Here is a 14788-nt window from a genome sequence, read left to right as displayed (position 1 = left end):
GCCCGCGCGGTTGCCTGTTTGAGATAACCCAAGATCGTCGTATTTTCGCCATGTTTAATGGTGGCACGCGAGGGGCGTTGCGGCGTGCATTTGAGGGGAATAGCATGAATATCTTGAAGACGACAGCGGCGGCGGCCGTTGCAGCCGTGCTGATGGCGGGAGGGGCGTCGGCGGCGACGGTCTATCACAGCACGGTCGATGGCGAGAATGATCCGTTCCCGAACTCCTTGCTGGGGTCGATGGCCCTGGCGAAATGCGACGATGGTGGGGATAAGGTCGAACTGTGTCTCAAATGGGAAGACGGGGGAGCGCCGGGGGATTACTCCGAGGCGTTCACCCTGACCTATGGCACCAGCAAGACCTTTGACTGGTCCTACGATCCGACCAAGGTCGTCGGCGCCGACCCGGTTCTTTACCCCACCTATCTTGCCGTGAAGGCCGGTGGTAAGGGCGCGAGCGGCGGGGGATATGTGATCTATTCGATCACGCCGGGTGACACGCTCGGGTCCGTTCTGGATTTCGCCGACTACATCGACAAGGACATCTCGCACGTCAGCTTCTTTGACGGCACTGCCAACGTGATCCCGCTGCCCGCCGCGGGCTGGCTGCTGCTTGCCGGGGTTGGCGGTCTGGCGGCGCTGAAGCGGCGCAGGAAGACTGCGGCCTGAAGCGCGGCGGCGCGACAATCGTGGAAAGGGCGGCCCTCGGGCCGCCCTTCTCGTTTCAGTCCATCTGCTTGAAGTGGAACTCGCCGCCTTCCTTCAGACCGCTCGGCCAGCGCGAGGTGACGGTTTTCGTGCGAGTGTAGAAGCGGAAGGCGTCGGGGCCGTGCTGGTTCAGGTCGCCGAAGCCCGACTTCTTCCAACCGCCGAAGGTGTGATAGGCCAGCGGCACCGGGATCGGCACGTTGATGCCCACCATGCCCACATTGACCCGGGCGGCGAAATCGCGCGCGGTGTCGCCGTCGCGGGTGAAGATCGCGGTGCCGTTGCCGTATTCGTGGTCCATGGCGTAGCCCAGCGCCTCTTCATAGGTTTTCGCGCGGACGGTGGACAGCACGGGGCCGAAGATCTCCTGCTTGTAGATCTCCATGTCGCGGGTCACGCGGTCGAACAGCGTGGGGCCGACGAAATAGCCGTTTTCATAGCCTTGCAGGGCGAAGTTGCGGCCGTCGACGACGATCTCGGCGCCCTGGTCCACGCCCGTCTCGATCAGGCCCAGCACGCGGGCCTTGGCCTCGGCGGTCACGAGGGGGCCGTAATCGACGTCATTGCCCGCGGTATAGGGGCCGACCTTCAGCTTCTCGATGCGGGGGACGAGTTTCTCGATCAGGCGGTCGGCGGTTTCCTCGCCCACCGGCAGCGCGACCGAGATCGCCATGCAGCGTTCGCCCGCCGCGCCATAGCCCGCACCCACCAGCGCATCCGCGGCCTGGTCCATGTCGGCATCGGGCATGATGATCATGTGGTTCTTGGCGCCGCCGAAGCACTGCACCCGCTTGCCGTTGGAACAGCCGCGGCCATAGATGTATTCCGCGATGGGGGTGGAGCCGACGAAGCCGATGGCCTGGATCAGCGGGTTGTCGAGGATCGCGTCCACCGCCTCCTTGTCGCCGTTGACGACCTGCAACAGGCCATCGGGCAGGCCCGCCTCCTGCATCAGTTCGGCCAGCATCAGCGGCACGGACGGGTCGCGTTCGGAGGGCTTGAGGATGAAGGCGTTGCCGCAGGCCAGTGCGGGGCCCATCTTCCACAGCGGGATCATGGCGGGGAAGTTGAAGGGCGTGATGCCCGCGACGACGCCCAGCGGCTGGCGCATCGAATACATGTCGATGCCGGGACCGGCGCTGTCGGTGAACTCGCCCTTCAGCATCTGCGGGGCGCCGATGCAGAACTCGATCACTTCAAGCCCGCGCTGCACGTCGCCCTTGGCGTCGGGGATGGTCTTGCCATGTTCCGAGGACAGCGCCTCGGCCAGCTTGTCCATGTCGCGGTGGATGAGGCGGACGAATTCCATCATCACCCGGCCGCGTTTCTGCGGGTTGGTCGCGCCCCAGGCGGGCTGGGCGGCGGCGGCGGCGGCGATGGCGGCATCCATCTCGGCCTTGCTGGCCAGCGGCACGCGCGCCTGCACCTCGCCCAGCGCGGGGTTGTAGACATCGGCGAAGCGGCCCGAGGTCCCCTTGACCTGCTGGCCGTTCACGAAATGGGTCAGTTCCTTCATGGCAATCCTCCCGGGAATCCAGTGTGCGCGCAGGATAGTCTTGCAGAATTCCCCGGAAAAGCGGCAGTTTGCCAAAGGGGTTTTGCGAAAATGCAAGGACAGGGCCATGAACTGGGACGACATGCGGCTGTTTCTGGCGGTGGCGCGGGCCGAAAGCCTGACCGGGGCGGGCAAGGTGCTGAAGCTGGACCCCGCGACGCTGGGCCGACGCATCGCCCGGCTGGAGGAGGCATTGGGGGCGGCGCTGTTCGCCCGCTCGCCGCGCGGCTACGGGCTGACCGAGGCGGGCGAGCGGCTGATGGACCGCGCGATGCAGGCCGAACAGGCGCTGACCGAGGGGGCCGAGGAATTGCGCGGGCAGGGCGGGCAACTGACCGGCTCGGTCCGGATCGGGGCGCCGGACGGGGTGGCGAATTTCCTGCTGCCGCAGGTGACGGCGGCGATCTGCGACGCCAATCCGGGGCTGGAGGTGCAGATCGTGGCGCTGCCGCGGGTGTTCAACCTGTCGCGCCGCGAGGCCGACATGGCGATCGCGGTCAGCCCGCCCGAGACCGGGCGACTTACGGTGCAGCGGGTGACCGACTACCGGCTGCACCTTGTCGCCCATCGCGACTATCTGGCCCGGCATCCGCCGATCCGCGGCTTGGGCGATCTGATGGGGCACCGGATCGTGGGCTATATCCCCGACATGATCTTTGACAGCGAACTGGATTACCTGTCCGAGATCGGGGTGGAGCGGGTGCCGCTGGCCTCGAATTCGGTCGCGGTGCAATTGAACTGGCTGCGGGCGGGGGCGGGGCTGGGGATCGTGCATGATTTCGCGATTCCCGCGGCACCGGGGCTGGTCAGGGTGCTGCCCGACCTGGTGTCGCTGAAGCGCAGCTTCTACCTGATCCGACATGGCGGCGACCGCAAGCTGGCGCGCCTGAGCCGGTTCGCGGCCCTGCTGTTCGACGGACTTCGCGCAGAAGTTTCCCGCCTTGAGGCACGGACCGCTTGACAGGATGTCTCAGCGGGGGCGACGCTGTCTCACTGTCCCGATGGGGGACGTGGCGGGGAGAGGCGTGATGCAGGTTCATCAAATCCTTCAGTCCAAGCTGGTGCCCGGTGTGGCGACGGTGATGCCGGACACCACGGTGGCCCAGGCCGCGGCGGAACTGGCTGCACGGCGGATCGGCTCGCTGGTGGTCAGCGGCGAGACCGGCGCGGTCGAGGGGATCCTGTCCGAGCGCGACATCGTGCGCGAGATCGGCCGTCAAGGTCCCGGCGTGCTGGGACAGCCGGTCGAGGGGATCATGACCCGCGAGGTCCAGACCTGCGCGTTGACCGACAGCGCGCATGAGGTGCTGAGCCGGATGACCGAGGGACGGTTTCGCCACATGCCGGTGATCGACAAGGGGCGGCTGGTGGCGCTGGTCTCGATCGGCGACGTGGTCAAGGCGCGGCTGAGCGAGTTGTCGATGGAAAAGGACGCCCTGGAAGGGATGATCATGGGGTTCTGAACCGCGTGGCGCGGGGCTTGGGGCGCGGCGGATGCTGCACTTGCAAAAGCCGCGGAGATATTGTTGCGTGCGGGGAGAGACAGGAAGAAGGGGGTCCCCATGCGCATCGGACTTTACCCGGGCACGTTCGATCCGCTGACGATGGGCCATATCGACATCATCACGCGGGCCTGCGCGCTGGTCGATCGGCTGGTGATCGGTGTGGCGATCAATCGCGACAAGGGCCCGTTGTTCCCGCTGGAGGATCGCGTGGCGATGATCGAGGCGGAATGCGCGGTGCTGAGCGCGCAAAGCGGCACCGAGATCATTGTCCATCCGTTCGAGAACCTGCTGATCGATTGCGCCCGCGACGTGGGCGCCACGATGATCCTGCGCGGCCTGCGGGCGGTCGCGGATTTCGAATACGAGTTCCAGATGGTCGGGATGAACCGGGCGCTCGATTCCTCGATCGAGACGGTGTTCCTGATGGCGGATGCACGGCGCCAGGCGATCGCCTCGCGGCTGGTCAAGGAAATCGCGCGGCTGGGGGGCGATGTGTCGTCCTTTGTCACGCCCGCGGTGCGCGAGCGGCTGGTGGCGCGCTTCGCCTGAACCCGTCGTGATCCGGCGGAGCGCCTGCGGCGCAAGACATGAGTCTGGCGGCCCGTGCCGGGCCGCGAGTCGGGTATTTGGGCCAAGAAGAAGCACCCGTCCGGATCAGCGCCAGATGGCGATGTAATCGACGAGATCGACGAATTTCCGGGCCAGGAACAGGGTGGCGGCAGAGCCGGTCAGCAGGTGGTCGGCCGCCAAGGCAAGGGCTGCGAGGATCATCAGCGCGATCGCGATCCGGTTGCTCATCCGGCGGTGTCGGGCTGTTTGTGGAGGGGGGTGGATCGGCGCATCGCTTGGTCCTGTCGGCGGGTTGCCGCGCCTGGGGCGGGGTTGGGGCGGCAGATCAAGCATAGGCGGTAAGCCCTTGACTGGAAAGGGGGCGCATTCGCCCGAGCCTTGAGCTAAACTTGAGGCAACTTCCGTCGCACTGATTCGGTCGCGGGGGGCGGATGGCGACAAGGAAGACTCGACCGGGGAACAGGCAAAGATGAGCGATATCACCGAGTTCGAGCGACGGATCACTGCGGCGCTGGAACGGATCGGATTGGGTCTTGGCGGGCTTGAGCGGATCGACCCCGACCGGCCGGAGCCCGGCGAGCTCGAGGGGTTGCGCGAGGCGCTGGAAAGCGAGCGCAGCGCGAATGCCCAGTTGAACGAGCGCGTGAAGGCGATCCGCGAGCGGCAGGAGACGCAGGTTGCGCGGCTGGATCGCCGGGCGCATGAGATGACCGAGCGTGCCGAGACGCTGGAGGCCGAGGTCGAGCGTCTGCGGGCCGTCAATGCGCGGCTGCGCGAGACCAGTGCTGCGCTGCGCGCGGCCAATGCCGAGGGGCTGGGCGATGCGGCTGCGATAGATGCGGCGATGGCGGCCGAACTGGCTTCGCTCGAGGTGCTGCGCGCGGGCGATCGGGCGGAACTGGAGGCGATCATCGCCGATCTGCGGCCGCTGGCCGAGGGAGGCGCGAGCCATGCCTAACGTTTCGATCAGTATCGGCGGAAGGACATTCGAGGTGGCCTGCCAGGCGGGCGAGGAACCGTTCCTGCAGGCGGCCGCGCGGGCGCTGGACGCCGAGGCGGCGGTGCTGGCGGGGCAGGGGGGGCATCTGCCCGAATCGCGCATGCTGCTGATGGCGGGGCTGATGCTGGCGGACAAGGCCGTGGGGCTGGAGGAACGCCTGCGCGGGATCGAGGCCAAGCTGGCCGAGGCACGGGCGCGGATCGGCGAGCTTGAGGCGGCGCCCCCGCCCGCGCCCGAGCGTGTCGAGGTGCCGGTGATCCCGCCCAGTGTGAGCGACACGCTGGCCGAACTGGCCGCGCGGGCGGAATCGCTGGCCGATGCGGTCGAGGAGAAGGTGATGCGGGTCTGACGCTCGTCAGCGCCGCAGCACAGGCCGGATCAGTCCGGAAACCATGCGTGCGACCCATCCGGCCGGGCGCGACTCCTCGGGCAGTCTGAAGAACAGCAGGCGCCCGCTTTGGACCTCTTCGACGATCCCGTCCATCGCGAAGGCGAGCGGCACGAACACGCTGCGCGCGGGGCCGGTGGCCGGGGCCAGGCGGTGGCCGGGAGCGTCGTGGATGTCGAGCCGGGCGGTGCAGGCGCCGAGCTTCTGCGCCAGTGCGGGCGATGCGGTGGCGGGCAGCCGGGTGACCAGTTCTGCCGCCTCGGCCGAGACCTCGGGACGGCGGTGCTGTTCGATCACCGCGGCGATGGGGTCGTGCAGCACGAGGCGCGCGACCTCCCGGCCGAACTGGCTGCGGCTGTCGGTCGACAGCCGACAGGCCAGCGGGCCGCCGAGATAGCGCGCCACGCGATCGAGCGTCAGCCCATGCCCTGCCGGGCCATACCAGAGCCGCGCCCGCAGCATGACCGCCTCAGGCGTTGGCCGAGCGGATCTTGTCGGCGGCTTCCTTGGAATAGGCGACGCCCTTGTCGTCGAAGAGCTTGTCCAGCTCGCCCGACAGGGTCATCTCGGTGACGATATCGCAGCCGCCGATGAACTCGCCCTTGACGTAAAGCTGCGGGATCGTCGGCCAGTCCGAGAAATCCTTGATGCCCTGGCGGATTTCCTCGTCGGCCAGCACGTTGATGTCGCTGAACTCCACGCCCATGAAGTTCAGCACGCCCGCCACGCGGCTGGAGAATCCGCATTGCGGCATCTCCTTGGTGCCCTTCATGAAAAGAACGACGGCATTGGCGTCGATGGTTTCCTTGATGCGCGTTTCTGCGTCGGACATGGGGATCACTCCGGGGCTTTGGTGGTGAGGGCGAGCGCATGGAGCGCGCCGTTCGAGCCCTCCATCTGCTCTTTCAGGGCGGCATAGACGGCGCGCTGCTGCTGGACGCGGTTCAGGCCGCGGAAGCTTTCGTCGACCACCTCGGCGGCGTAGTGGTTTCCGTCGCCGGCGATGTCGGTGATGGTGATCTGCGCGTGGGGGAATTTCGCACGGATCAGGGCTTCGATCTCTTCGGGCGCGATGGCCATTCGGGGCTCCGTCCTGTTCGTCGTGGTCAACCTAAGCGCAGCGGCAAACCGCCGCAAGGGCTGCGTTGGGGCTTAGCCCAGCGCCTCGGCAAAGGCGCTGCGATAGAGGGCGGCAAGCTCGGCCAGCGGTGCGGAGGCGGCGCCGAAGCTGACCTTGTCACCGCCGAAGCGGCCGATGGTGGCCAGCGGCACGCCCGCCTTGCCCGCCGCGACCATCAGCGCCTCGGCGGCGTCGAAGGGGGCGGCGATCAGGTAGCGGGCCTGATCCTCGCCGAAAAGGGTGGGGGTGTCGGCGGCATCCAGATGCACGCCCACGCCGCCCGCCTCGGCCATCTCGAAGGCGGCAAGCGCAAGGCCGCCATCCGACAGGTCGGTGGCCGCCGTGATCAGGGCACGGTTGGCGCGGATGTACTCGCCATGCGCGCGTTCGGCGGCAAGGTCCACGGGGGGGGCGTCGCCATCCTCGCGGTTGAACACCTCGCAGAGCAGGGCGGACTGGCCCAGATGGCCGGTCGTGGCGCCCAGAAGCAGCGCCAGATGGCCTTCCTGCGGGGTTCCGGCGATCACCTGGTCGACATGGTCGATCAGGCCCACCGCGCCGATGGTGGGGGTGGGCAGGATCGGGCAGCCATCGGTTTCGTTGTAGAGCGAGACATTGCCCGACACGATCGGCAGGTCGAGCGCGCGGCAGGCGGCACCGATGCCCAGGATTGCGCCGACGAACTGGCCCATGATCTCGGGCTTTTCGGGATTGCCGAAATTCAGGTTGTCGGTGGCCGCCAGGGGGCGCGCACCGACGGCGCAGAGGTTGCGGAAGGCTTCGGCCACGGCCTGCTTGCCGCCCTCGACCGGGTTGGCGCGGACATAGCGCGGTGTGACGTCCGAGGTGAAAGCCAGCGCCTTGTCGGTGCCATGCACGCGCACGATGCCTGCGCCAAGGCCGGGGCGGCGGATCGTGTCGGCCATCACCTGGCTGTCATATTGTTCGTAGACCCAGTGTTTCGCGGCGTAGTTGGGGCTGCCGATCAGCGCCTTGAGCGCGTCGATCGGGTCGATGCCGGGCACCTCGGCCATCTCGGGGGCGGGGGGCGTTTCCACCGAGGGGCGGTCGTATTCCGGGGCCGAGGAGGCGAGTTTCGACAGCGGCAGGTCGGCCTTGCACGCGCCCTTGTGCAGGATGAGGAAGCGGTCTTCGGGGATCGTCTCGCCCACGATGGCGAAGTCGAGATCCCATTTCTCGAAGATCGCGCGGGCCTCGGCCTCCTTCTCGGGGCGCAGGACCATGAGCATGCGTTCCTGGCTTTCGGAGAGCATCATCTCGTAGGCGGTCATCGCGGTTTCGCGCTGGGGCACGGCGTCCAGATCAAGCCGGATGCCGAGGCCGCCCTTGTCGCCCATCTCGACCGCCGAACAGGTCAGACCCGCGGCGCCCATGTCCTGGATGGAAATGACGGCGCCCGAGGCCATCAGTTCGAGGCAGGCCTCCATCAGGCGTTTCTCGGTGAAGGGGTCGCCGACCTGGACGGTGGGGCGCTTTTCCTCGATCCCCTCGTCGAATTCGGCGCTGGCCATGGTGGCGCCGCCCACGCCGTCGCGCCCCGTCTTGGCGCCGAGATAGACGACCGGCATGCCGACGCCCGAGGCGGCCGAATAGAAGATGCTGTCGGCATCGGCGAGGCCTGCGGCGAAGGCGTTCACGAGGCAATTGCCGTTATAGGCGGGGTGGAACCGGACCTCGCCGCCCACGGTCGGCACGCCGAAGCAGTTGCCATAGCCGCCGATCCCCTCGACCACGCCATGCACAAGCTGCCGGGTCCTGGGGTGGTCCACCTGCCCGAAGGACAATGCGTTCATCGCCGCGATGGGGCGGGCGCCCATGGTGAAGACGTCGCGCAGGATGCCGCCGACGCCCGTGGCCGCGCCCTGATAGGGTTCGATGTAGCTGGGGTGGTTGTGGCTTTCCATCTTGAAGACCACGGCCTGACCGTCGCCGATATCGACCACGCCCGCATTCTCGCCCGGGCCGCAGATCACCTGCGGGCCCTCGGTCGGCAGGGTGCGCAGCCACTTCTTCGACGACTTGTAGGAGCAGTGCTCGTTCCACATCGCCGAGAAGATGCCAAGCTCGGTGAAGCTGGGCGCGCGGTTCAGAAGCCGCAGGATTTCCGCGTATTCCTCGGGCTTGAGCCCATGGGCCGCGATCAGCTCGTCGGTGATGGCCGGTTCCTGCATCTTGTCCCCCGCATGTCGGCTGTTGGGCGCTGTTTAAGCCAAGGCGCGGGGCGGGGAAAGGGGCCGCGGGGGGGTCAGCCGTCGATCCGCGCCCCGATTTCGGCCAGCGCGCGCTGGTAGACGCCCGCGGCGTTCCATTGCTTGAGCACCTCGAAATTGTGGCTGCCGGGCTGGTAGGACTCGCCGGGGCGCCAGCCCTTTTGCCGAAGGAAATTCGCGGTGGAGGCCAGCGCGTCGGCCATGTCCGTCAGGTCGGTCCGGCCGTCGCCATTGCCGTCCTGGCCATAAGTCAGGGCGTTGCCGGGCAGGAACTGGGTATGGCCCAGCTCGCCATGCATCGCGCCGATGGCGCCGGGCGACATCATGCCCCGGTCGATCATCCTGAGCGCGCCGATCAGGTGGGGGCGGAAGAAATCCGGCCTGCGGCAATCATAGGCGAGCGTCGCGGTGGCGTTCAGCACGTTGGCATTGCCCATGAAGCGGCCGAAGGCGGTCTCCATCCCGTGAATCGCGATCAGGAGCCCTGAAGGCACGCCATAGGCCCGTTCGAGCGAGGCGTAGAAGGCGGGGGTCTGCGCCTTGCGGCTGCGGCCCTGCTGGGCGATCACGTCGCAGCCGCGCTTCTGGCAGAACTCGGGATAGCTGAGGCGGAAGCTGCGCTGGTTGCGGTCGGCATTGATCGTGGCCTGGGCGTATTGGGTTGCGGCCAGCGCCGCCAGCCCGCGCTGGCCGACGCCCGCGCTGGCGGCTTCGCGGGCGAAGTCGCGTTTCCAGGCGTCGAAGCCCGCGGCGCTGTCCCCGCAGGGCGTGGAAAGCGCCGGTTCGGCCAGGCAGAGCGCGGCAAGGGCAAGGGCGAAGGCACGGATTCGCATGGATTTCCTCCGGTCGGTTCGGGGGAAGACTAGCGCGTGAGCCGGCATTGCCCAACGCCCTGAATCGTCGGGTTGCGATTTCGTCCTGACGGGGTGGCGGGGCTGCCATCCCGCGCCAGAATCTTCGCGTGCTGCCGAAGGACTGTTCAATCCGGTGCAGGAACTGCCCCGATTGCGGGCAGATCGTGTCCGGGCAGAAAAAAAGGCCGAGCGAAAGCTCGGCCCAAGTCCAACAGGGAGGTAAAGACGAAAGCAAAGTTCCGCCTTCGTCAAAGCAATTATGGACGCTCAGGCACAGGTTCAAGGCGAAAATCGTTGCCGGACCGCATGCCTGTCATGCGTGTGACAGATATCTCACAATCCTGACGTGTCTTTCTCGCGCTGGCGCTTTTCGGTGATCTGTTCTGTGATGAACTCGCGGAAGGCCGCGATCCTGCGGGAGGCGCGCAATTCCTCGGGATAGGCCAGGAAGACCGGAACCTCGTTCGATTCGATATTGGGAAGCACCCGGACAAGCTGCGGGTGATCCTCGGTCACGTAATCGGGCAGAACCCCGATCCCCAGCCCGTTCAGCACCGCCTGGAGCACGCCGAAATAGTTGTTCACCGTCAGGGTGGAACGGATCCGGTGGGTCATCAACTCCTGAACCAGCCGCGCACCGGCGCTGACCTGGGCTGTGGTGGTGTTCTGGCAGATCAGCCGGTGCTCGCCGAGATCGTCGAGGCTGGTGGGTGTGCCTTGGGCATCGAGATAGGGTTGCACCGCATAAAGCTGCATCCGCACGCCCATCAGGCGCAGGCGGATCAGGTCGGCCTGGCTGGGCTCCTTCATGCGGATGGCGACATCGGCCTCGCGCATCGGCAGGTCGAGCACCTGTTCGGACAGCATCAGGTCGATGCGCAACTCTGGGTAGCGCTCGTAGAGGATGGGCAGGCGCTTGGCCAGCCAGAGCGAGCCGAAGCCGGTGGTGGTGGTCACGCGCAATTCGCCGAAGACCTCTTCGACGCTGTCGCGGATGCGGGCGACGGCGGCCTCGAGCCGCTTGCTAATCGCGGTGGTGGCGTCGAACAGCAATTCGCCCTGCTCGGTCAGGATCAACCCCCGCGCATGGCGGTGGAACAGGGTCGAGCCGAGACTGTCCTCGAGCGCGCGGATCTGGCGGCTGACGGCGGATTGCGACAGGTGCAGCGTCTCGCCGGCATGGGTGAGGCTGCCCGCGTCGGCGACCGCGTGGAAGATCCGAAGCTTGTCCCAGTCCATCATGCAAATCCTGCAATGCCGGCATGCACGGCCGCGCCGCAGTCCTACAGGTGGGCCCTTGGTCATTGCAAACCAAGATCGGGCGCGGAATTGATTTTGTAGGTCATGGTTTTTGACCTAATATAACGAGGAGCACGCCAGGGGAGGGGCACGCATGATCCGTCAGGATGTCAGCCTTCACGATCGCTACGATCTGGCGAAATCGCCCGTGTTGCTGAACGGCACCCAGGCGCTGGTCCGGCTGATGCTGATGCAGAAGGCGCGCGACCGGGCGGCGGGGCTGAACACCGCCGGTTACGTTACCGGCTATCGCGGCTCGCCGTTGGGTGCCGTCGACATGACGATGGCACGTGCGAAGGCCGATTTGCAGGCGGCGGATGTGCTTTTTCAGCCGGGCCTGAACGAGGATTTGGCAGCCACGGCGCTGTGGGGCACGCAGCAGGCGGAACTGCGGGGCGAGGGCCGGTTCGATGGCGTCTTCGGGCTGTGGTACGGCAAGGGGCCGGGGGTGGACCGTTCGGGCGACGTGATGCGGCATGCGAACATGGCCGGAACCTCGCCCCATGGCGGGGTGCTGATGGCGATGGGGGACGATCACACCGGCGAAAGCTCGACCACCTGCCACCAGTCGGACTGGGCGATGGTCGATGTCTACATGCCGGTGCTGTCGCCTGCCGGGGTGCAGGAGATCCTCGATTTCGGGCTTTTCGGCTATGCGCTGTCGCGCTTCGCGGGCGTCTGGGTCGGGCTGAAGCTGATGAAGGACACGGTCGAGGTGACCTCCGTGGTAGATGGCCGCCCGGATCGCATGGCCTTCGTGACCCCCGATTTCCCGATGCCCGAGGGTGGGCTGAACATCCGTCTTGGCGATCACTGGGTCGCGCAGGAAGCGCGCATGATCGACCACAAGCGCTTCGCGGCCGAGGCGTTTGCCCATGCCAACCGGATCGACCGGCGGGTGTGGGGCAAGCCGGGGGCCAGGATCGGGCTGGTCGCGGCGGGCAAGAACTGGCTGGATCTGGTGCATGCGCTGGGGCTTCTGGGCATCGACGAGAGTGAGGCCGAGCGGCTGGGGATCAGCACCTACAAGGTGGGCCAGACCTTTCCGCTGGACATGAAGGGGTTCGCCGAGTTCGCCGAGGGGCTGGACCTGATCGTGGTGGTCGAGGAGAAGCGGAAACTCATCGAGGTGCAGGCCAAGGAGGCGATCTTTCACAACCGCCGGGGTCGGCGCATCTATGGCTGGAAGAATGACCGCGACGAGGAACTGTTCCCGACCCGCTTTGCGCTGGACCCGGTGCTGATCGCCGAGAAGCTGGGCGAGGTGCTGATCGAGGAGGGGCGCGGGTCCGACGGGCTGGTGGCGGCGCTGGAGCGGATCCGCGCGGCGCGGCGGGCGGACAATGCGCTGGATCTGGCCGCGCGGCTGCCCTATTTCTGCGCGGGCTGCCCGCATAACAGCTCGACCCGGCTGCCCGAGGGCGCGCGCGCCTATGCCGGGATCGGCTGCCACATCATGGCGATGTGGATGGATCGCGAGACATCCGGCTACACCCATATGGGCGCCGAAGGGGCGAACTGGATCGGCGAGGCGCCGTTCTCGACCCGCGGCCATGTGTTCCAGAACCTGGGCGACGGCACCTACAACCATTCGGGGCGGCTGGCGATCCATGCGGCCGTCGCGGCGGGTGTGAACATCACCTACAAGGTCCTCTACAACGACGCGGTCGCCATGACCGGCGGGCAGGGCAACGATGGCGGGCTGACGGCCGGCCAGATCGTGGCGGAGCTGATCGCGGCAGGGGTGCGCCGCGTCGAGGTCGTGCATGACGAGAAGGAGGCGGTCGACCCGAAAGCCTTCCCGCCCGGTGTGCCGCTGCATCCGCGTGCCGAGCTGATGGCGGTGCAGGAGCGGCTGAGCCGGATCGAGGGGGTGACGGCCTTGGTCTATATCCAGACCTGCGCCGCCGAGAAGCGCCGCCGCCGCAAGAAGGGCGCCTTTCCCGACCCGGATACGCGGGTGTTCATCAACACGGACATCTGCGAGGGCTGCGGCGATTGCGGGGTGCAGTCGAATTGCGTGGCCATCGTGCCGGCCGAGACCGAGTTCGGCCGCAAGCGGGCCATCGACCAGTCGGCCTGCAACAAGGATTTCTCCTGCCTCAAGGGGTTCTGCCCCAGCTTTGTCACGCTGAAGGGCGCGGCGCTGCGGCGCGAGGCGCGGGAGATCGAGATCGGCGACCTGCCCGAGCCCGTGCTGCCCGCGATCGAGGGGACGTGGAACATGGTCGTTACCGGGGTCGGCGGCACCGGGGCCGTGACCATCGGCGCGATCCTTGCCATGGCCGCCCATGTCGAGGGCAAGGGCGCGGGCATGATGGAGATGGCGGGGCTGGCCCAGAAGGGCGGTGCTGTGCATGTCCATTGCCGCATCGCCGAGCGGCCCGGCGATATCTCGGCGATCCGGGTGGCCACGGGCGAGGCCGATGCGGTGATCGGCGGCGATCTGGTGGTGACGGCGGGGGCGAAGACCATCGGGCTGATGACCACGGGGCGCACGGGCGCGGTGGTCAATTCCCATGACATCGTGACCGGCGCCTTTACCCGCGATCCCGGGTTCCGCGTGCCCTCGGACCGGCTGGAACTGGCCTTGCGGGCGCGGTTGAAGGACCTGCTGCAACTGATTGATTCGACGGAACTTGCGCATCGGCTGATGGGGAACACGATCTATGCCAACATGATCGTCACCGGGGCCGCCTGGCAGCGCGGTCTGGTGCCCCTGTCGCTGGCGGCGATCCTGCGGGCGATCGAACTGAACGGTGCCGATGCGGCGGGCAACCGGCGTGCCTTCGAGATCGGGCGCTGGGCGGCGGCGCACCCCGATGCGGCAGAGCGCGCCATCGCCACCCCGGAGGCGCAGCCCCGGACGCTGGCCGAGAGGATCGCCATGCGCGAGGCGCATCTGGCGGCCTATCAGTCGGCCCGACTGGCGCGCCGCTATCGCCGTCTTGTCGAGCGGGTGGCCGATCCGCGCCTGAAGGAGGCGGTGGCGAAAGGGTATCACAAGCTGCTTGCCTACAAGGACGAATACGAGGTCGCGCGGCTGCATCTGGAAACCGCCGCCAGGGCGCGGGCCGAGTTTTCGGGCGATTTCGAGATAAGCTATCTGCTGGCGCCGCCCTTCCTTGGCGCCAAGGGGCCGGACGGGCGGCCCGCCAAGCGGCGCTATGGCCCGCGGATGGAGCGGGTCTTTCGCCTGCTGGCGGGGATGCGGCGGCTTAGGGGCACGCCGCTGGACCCGTTCGGCTGGCAGGGCGAGCGGCGGCGCGAGCGGGCGGCGATCCGGACTTACGAGGCGGACATGGCCGAGGTGATTGCAGGGCTGACGCCGGATCGTCTTGAGGCCGCGGTGGCATTGGCGGAACTGCCGCTTTCGGTCAAGGGCTTCGGTCCGGTCAAGGCGAAGGCCGAGGCCGAGGCGGCGGAACGGCGCGCGGACTTGCTGGCCGCGTTCCGGGCGGGGGGCATGGCGCTGTGCCAGGCGGCTGAATAGCGGGTGGGTCAGCCGCGCGCATTGCGGCGATGGATTTCCGTCACAACTCGACTTATGAGTGGGAAA

At 67.3% G+C, this 14788-nt stretch carries 15 protein-coding genes; 7 read left to right on the top strand and 8 right to left on the bottom strand.

Annotation, left to right across the window (positions count from 1 at the left end; genetic code table 11):
• The first annotated feature begins 104 nt into the window (after positions 1–104).
• Positions 105–668 carry a VPLPA-CTERM sorting domain-containing protein gene (locus tag NHN26_RS06805; RefSeq protein WP_253088749.1) on the top strand — a complete coding sequence of 188 codons (564 nt, stop codon included), beginning with the start codon at positions 105–107 and terminating at the stop codon, positions 666–668.
• Positions 669–723: 55 nt separating this feature from the next.
• Here the strand turns inward: NHN26_RS06805 and NHN26_RS06800 are convergent, their stop codons facing one another.
• A complete protein-coding gene (locus NHN26_RS06800; RefSeq protein ID WP_253088748.1) occupies positions 724–2223 on the bottom strand; it encodes a CoA-acylating methylmalonate-semialdehyde dehydrogenase in 1500 nt (499 codons plus the stop codon).
• 106 nt (positions 2224–2329) lie between these two features.
• Here NHN26_RS06800 and NHN26_RS06795 point away from each other — a divergent pair, with 106 nt between their 5' ends.
• The 3 genes from NHN26_RS06795 to coaD all read left to right on the top strand — a co-directional run bounded on the left by NHN26_RS06795 (position 2330) and on the right by coaD (position 4316).
• Complete coding sequence (locus NHN26_RS06795) at positions 2330–3223, top strand: LysR family transcriptional regulator (RefSeq protein WP_253088747.1); 894 nt, start codon at positions 2330–2332, stop codon at positions 3221–3223.
• Positions 3224–3290: 67 nt separating this feature from the next.
• On the top strand, positions 3291–3725 hold the full coding sequence (locus tag NHN26_RS06790) for a CBS domain-containing protein (RefSeq protein ID WP_253088746.1): 435 nt from the start codon (positions 3291–3293) through the stop codon (positions 3723–3725).
• A 99-nt stretch (positions 3726–3824) separates the two neighbouring features.
• Positions 3825–4316: a pantetheine-phosphate adenylyltransferase gene (gene coaD / locus NHN26_RS06785; RefSeq protein ID WP_253088745.1), complete on the top strand. Its 492-nt coding sequence runs from the start codon at positions 3825–3827 to the stop codon at positions 4314–4316.
• 105 nt (positions 4317–4421) lie between these two features.
• Here the strand turns inward: coaD and NHN26_RS06780 are convergent, their stop codons facing one another.
• Positions 4422–4565, bottom strand: a complete 144-nt coding sequence (locus tag NHN26_RS06780) for a hypothetical protein (RefSeq protein WP_253088744.1) — start codon at positions 4563–4565, stop codon at positions 4422–4424.
• Between the two features lie 241 nt (positions 4566–4806).
• Here NHN26_RS06780 and NHN26_RS06775 point away from each other — a divergent pair, with 241 nt between their 5' ends.
• Entirely contained in the window at positions 4807–5295 is a 489-nt protein-coding gene (locus NHN26_RS06775; RefSeq protein ID WP_253088743.1) for an Atg14 domain-containing protein, read from the top strand.
• Positions 5288–5686: a cell division protein ZapA gene (locus NHN26_RS06770; protein ID WP_253088742.1), complete on the top strand. Its 399-nt coding sequence runs from the start codon at positions 5288–5290 to the stop codon at positions 5684–5686. The genes NHN26_RS06775 and NHN26_RS06770 overlap by 8 nt, the downstream gene beginning before the upstream one ends.
• Before the next feature lie 6 nt (positions 5687–5692).
• Here the strand turns inward: NHN26_RS06770 and NHN26_RS06765 are convergent, their stop codons facing one another.
• The 6 genes from NHN26_RS06765 to NHN26_RS06740 all read right to left on the bottom strand — a co-directional run bounded on the left by NHN26_RS06765 (position 5693) and on the right by NHN26_RS06740 (position 11169).
• Entirely contained in the window at positions 5693–6187 is a 495-nt protein-coding gene (locus tag NHN26_RS06765) for a hypothetical protein (RefSeq protein WP_253088741.1), read from the bottom strand.
• A 7-nt stretch (positions 6188–6194) separates the two neighbouring features.
• Complete coding sequence (gene grxD, locus NHN26_RS06760) at positions 6195–6557, bottom strand: Grx4 family monothiol glutaredoxin (RefSeq protein WP_253088740.1); 363 nt, start codon at positions 6555–6557, stop codon at positions 6195–6197.
• A gap of 5 nt (positions 6558–6562) precedes the next feature.
• Positions 6563–6805: a BolA/IbaG family iron-sulfur metabolism protein gene (locus NHN26_RS06755; protein ID WP_132693708.1), complete on the bottom strand. Its 243-nt coding sequence runs from the start codon at positions 6803–6805 to the stop codon at positions 6563–6565.
• A gap of 72 nt (positions 6806–6877) precedes the next feature.
• Positions 6878–9037, bottom strand: coding sequence for a phosphoribosylformylglycinamidine synthase subunit PurL (gene purL, locus NHN26_RS06750; RefSeq protein ID WP_253088739.1), 2160 nt, complete (start codon positions 9035–9037; stop codon positions 6878–6880).
• Positions 9038–9111: 74 nt separating this feature from the next.
• A complete protein-coding gene (locus NHN26_RS06745) occupies positions 9112–9909 on the bottom strand; it encodes a lytic murein transglycosylase (RefSeq protein ID WP_253088738.1) in 798 nt (265 codons plus the stop codon).
• A 354-nt stretch (positions 9910–10263) separates the two neighbouring features.
• Positions 10264–11169 carry a LysR family transcriptional regulator gene (locus NHN26_RS06740; RefSeq protein ID WP_253088737.1) on the bottom strand — a complete coding sequence of 302 codons (906 nt, stop codon included), beginning with the start codon at positions 11167–11169 and terminating at the stop codon, positions 10264–10266.
• A gap of 154 nt (positions 11170–11323) precedes the next feature.
• Between NHN26_RS06740 and NHN26_RS06735 the strand changes: the two genes are divergently transcribed.
• Positions 11324–14722, top strand: coding sequence for an indolepyruvate ferredoxin oxidoreductase family protein (locus NHN26_RS06735; protein WP_253088736.1), 3399 nt, complete (start codon positions 11324–11326; stop codon positions 14720–14722).
• The last annotated feature ends 66 nt before the right edge of the window (positions 14723–14788 follow it).

It is taken from the genome of Rhodovulum tesquicola, assembly GCF_024128855.1.
Lineage (GTDB): Bacteria > Pseudomonadota > Alphaproteobacteria > Rhodobacterales > Rhodobacteraceae > Rhodovulum > Rhodovulum tesquicola.
The sequence above is the reverse complement of the archived record's forward strand: the minus strand, read 5'-3'. Positions and strand labels throughout refer to the sequence as shown.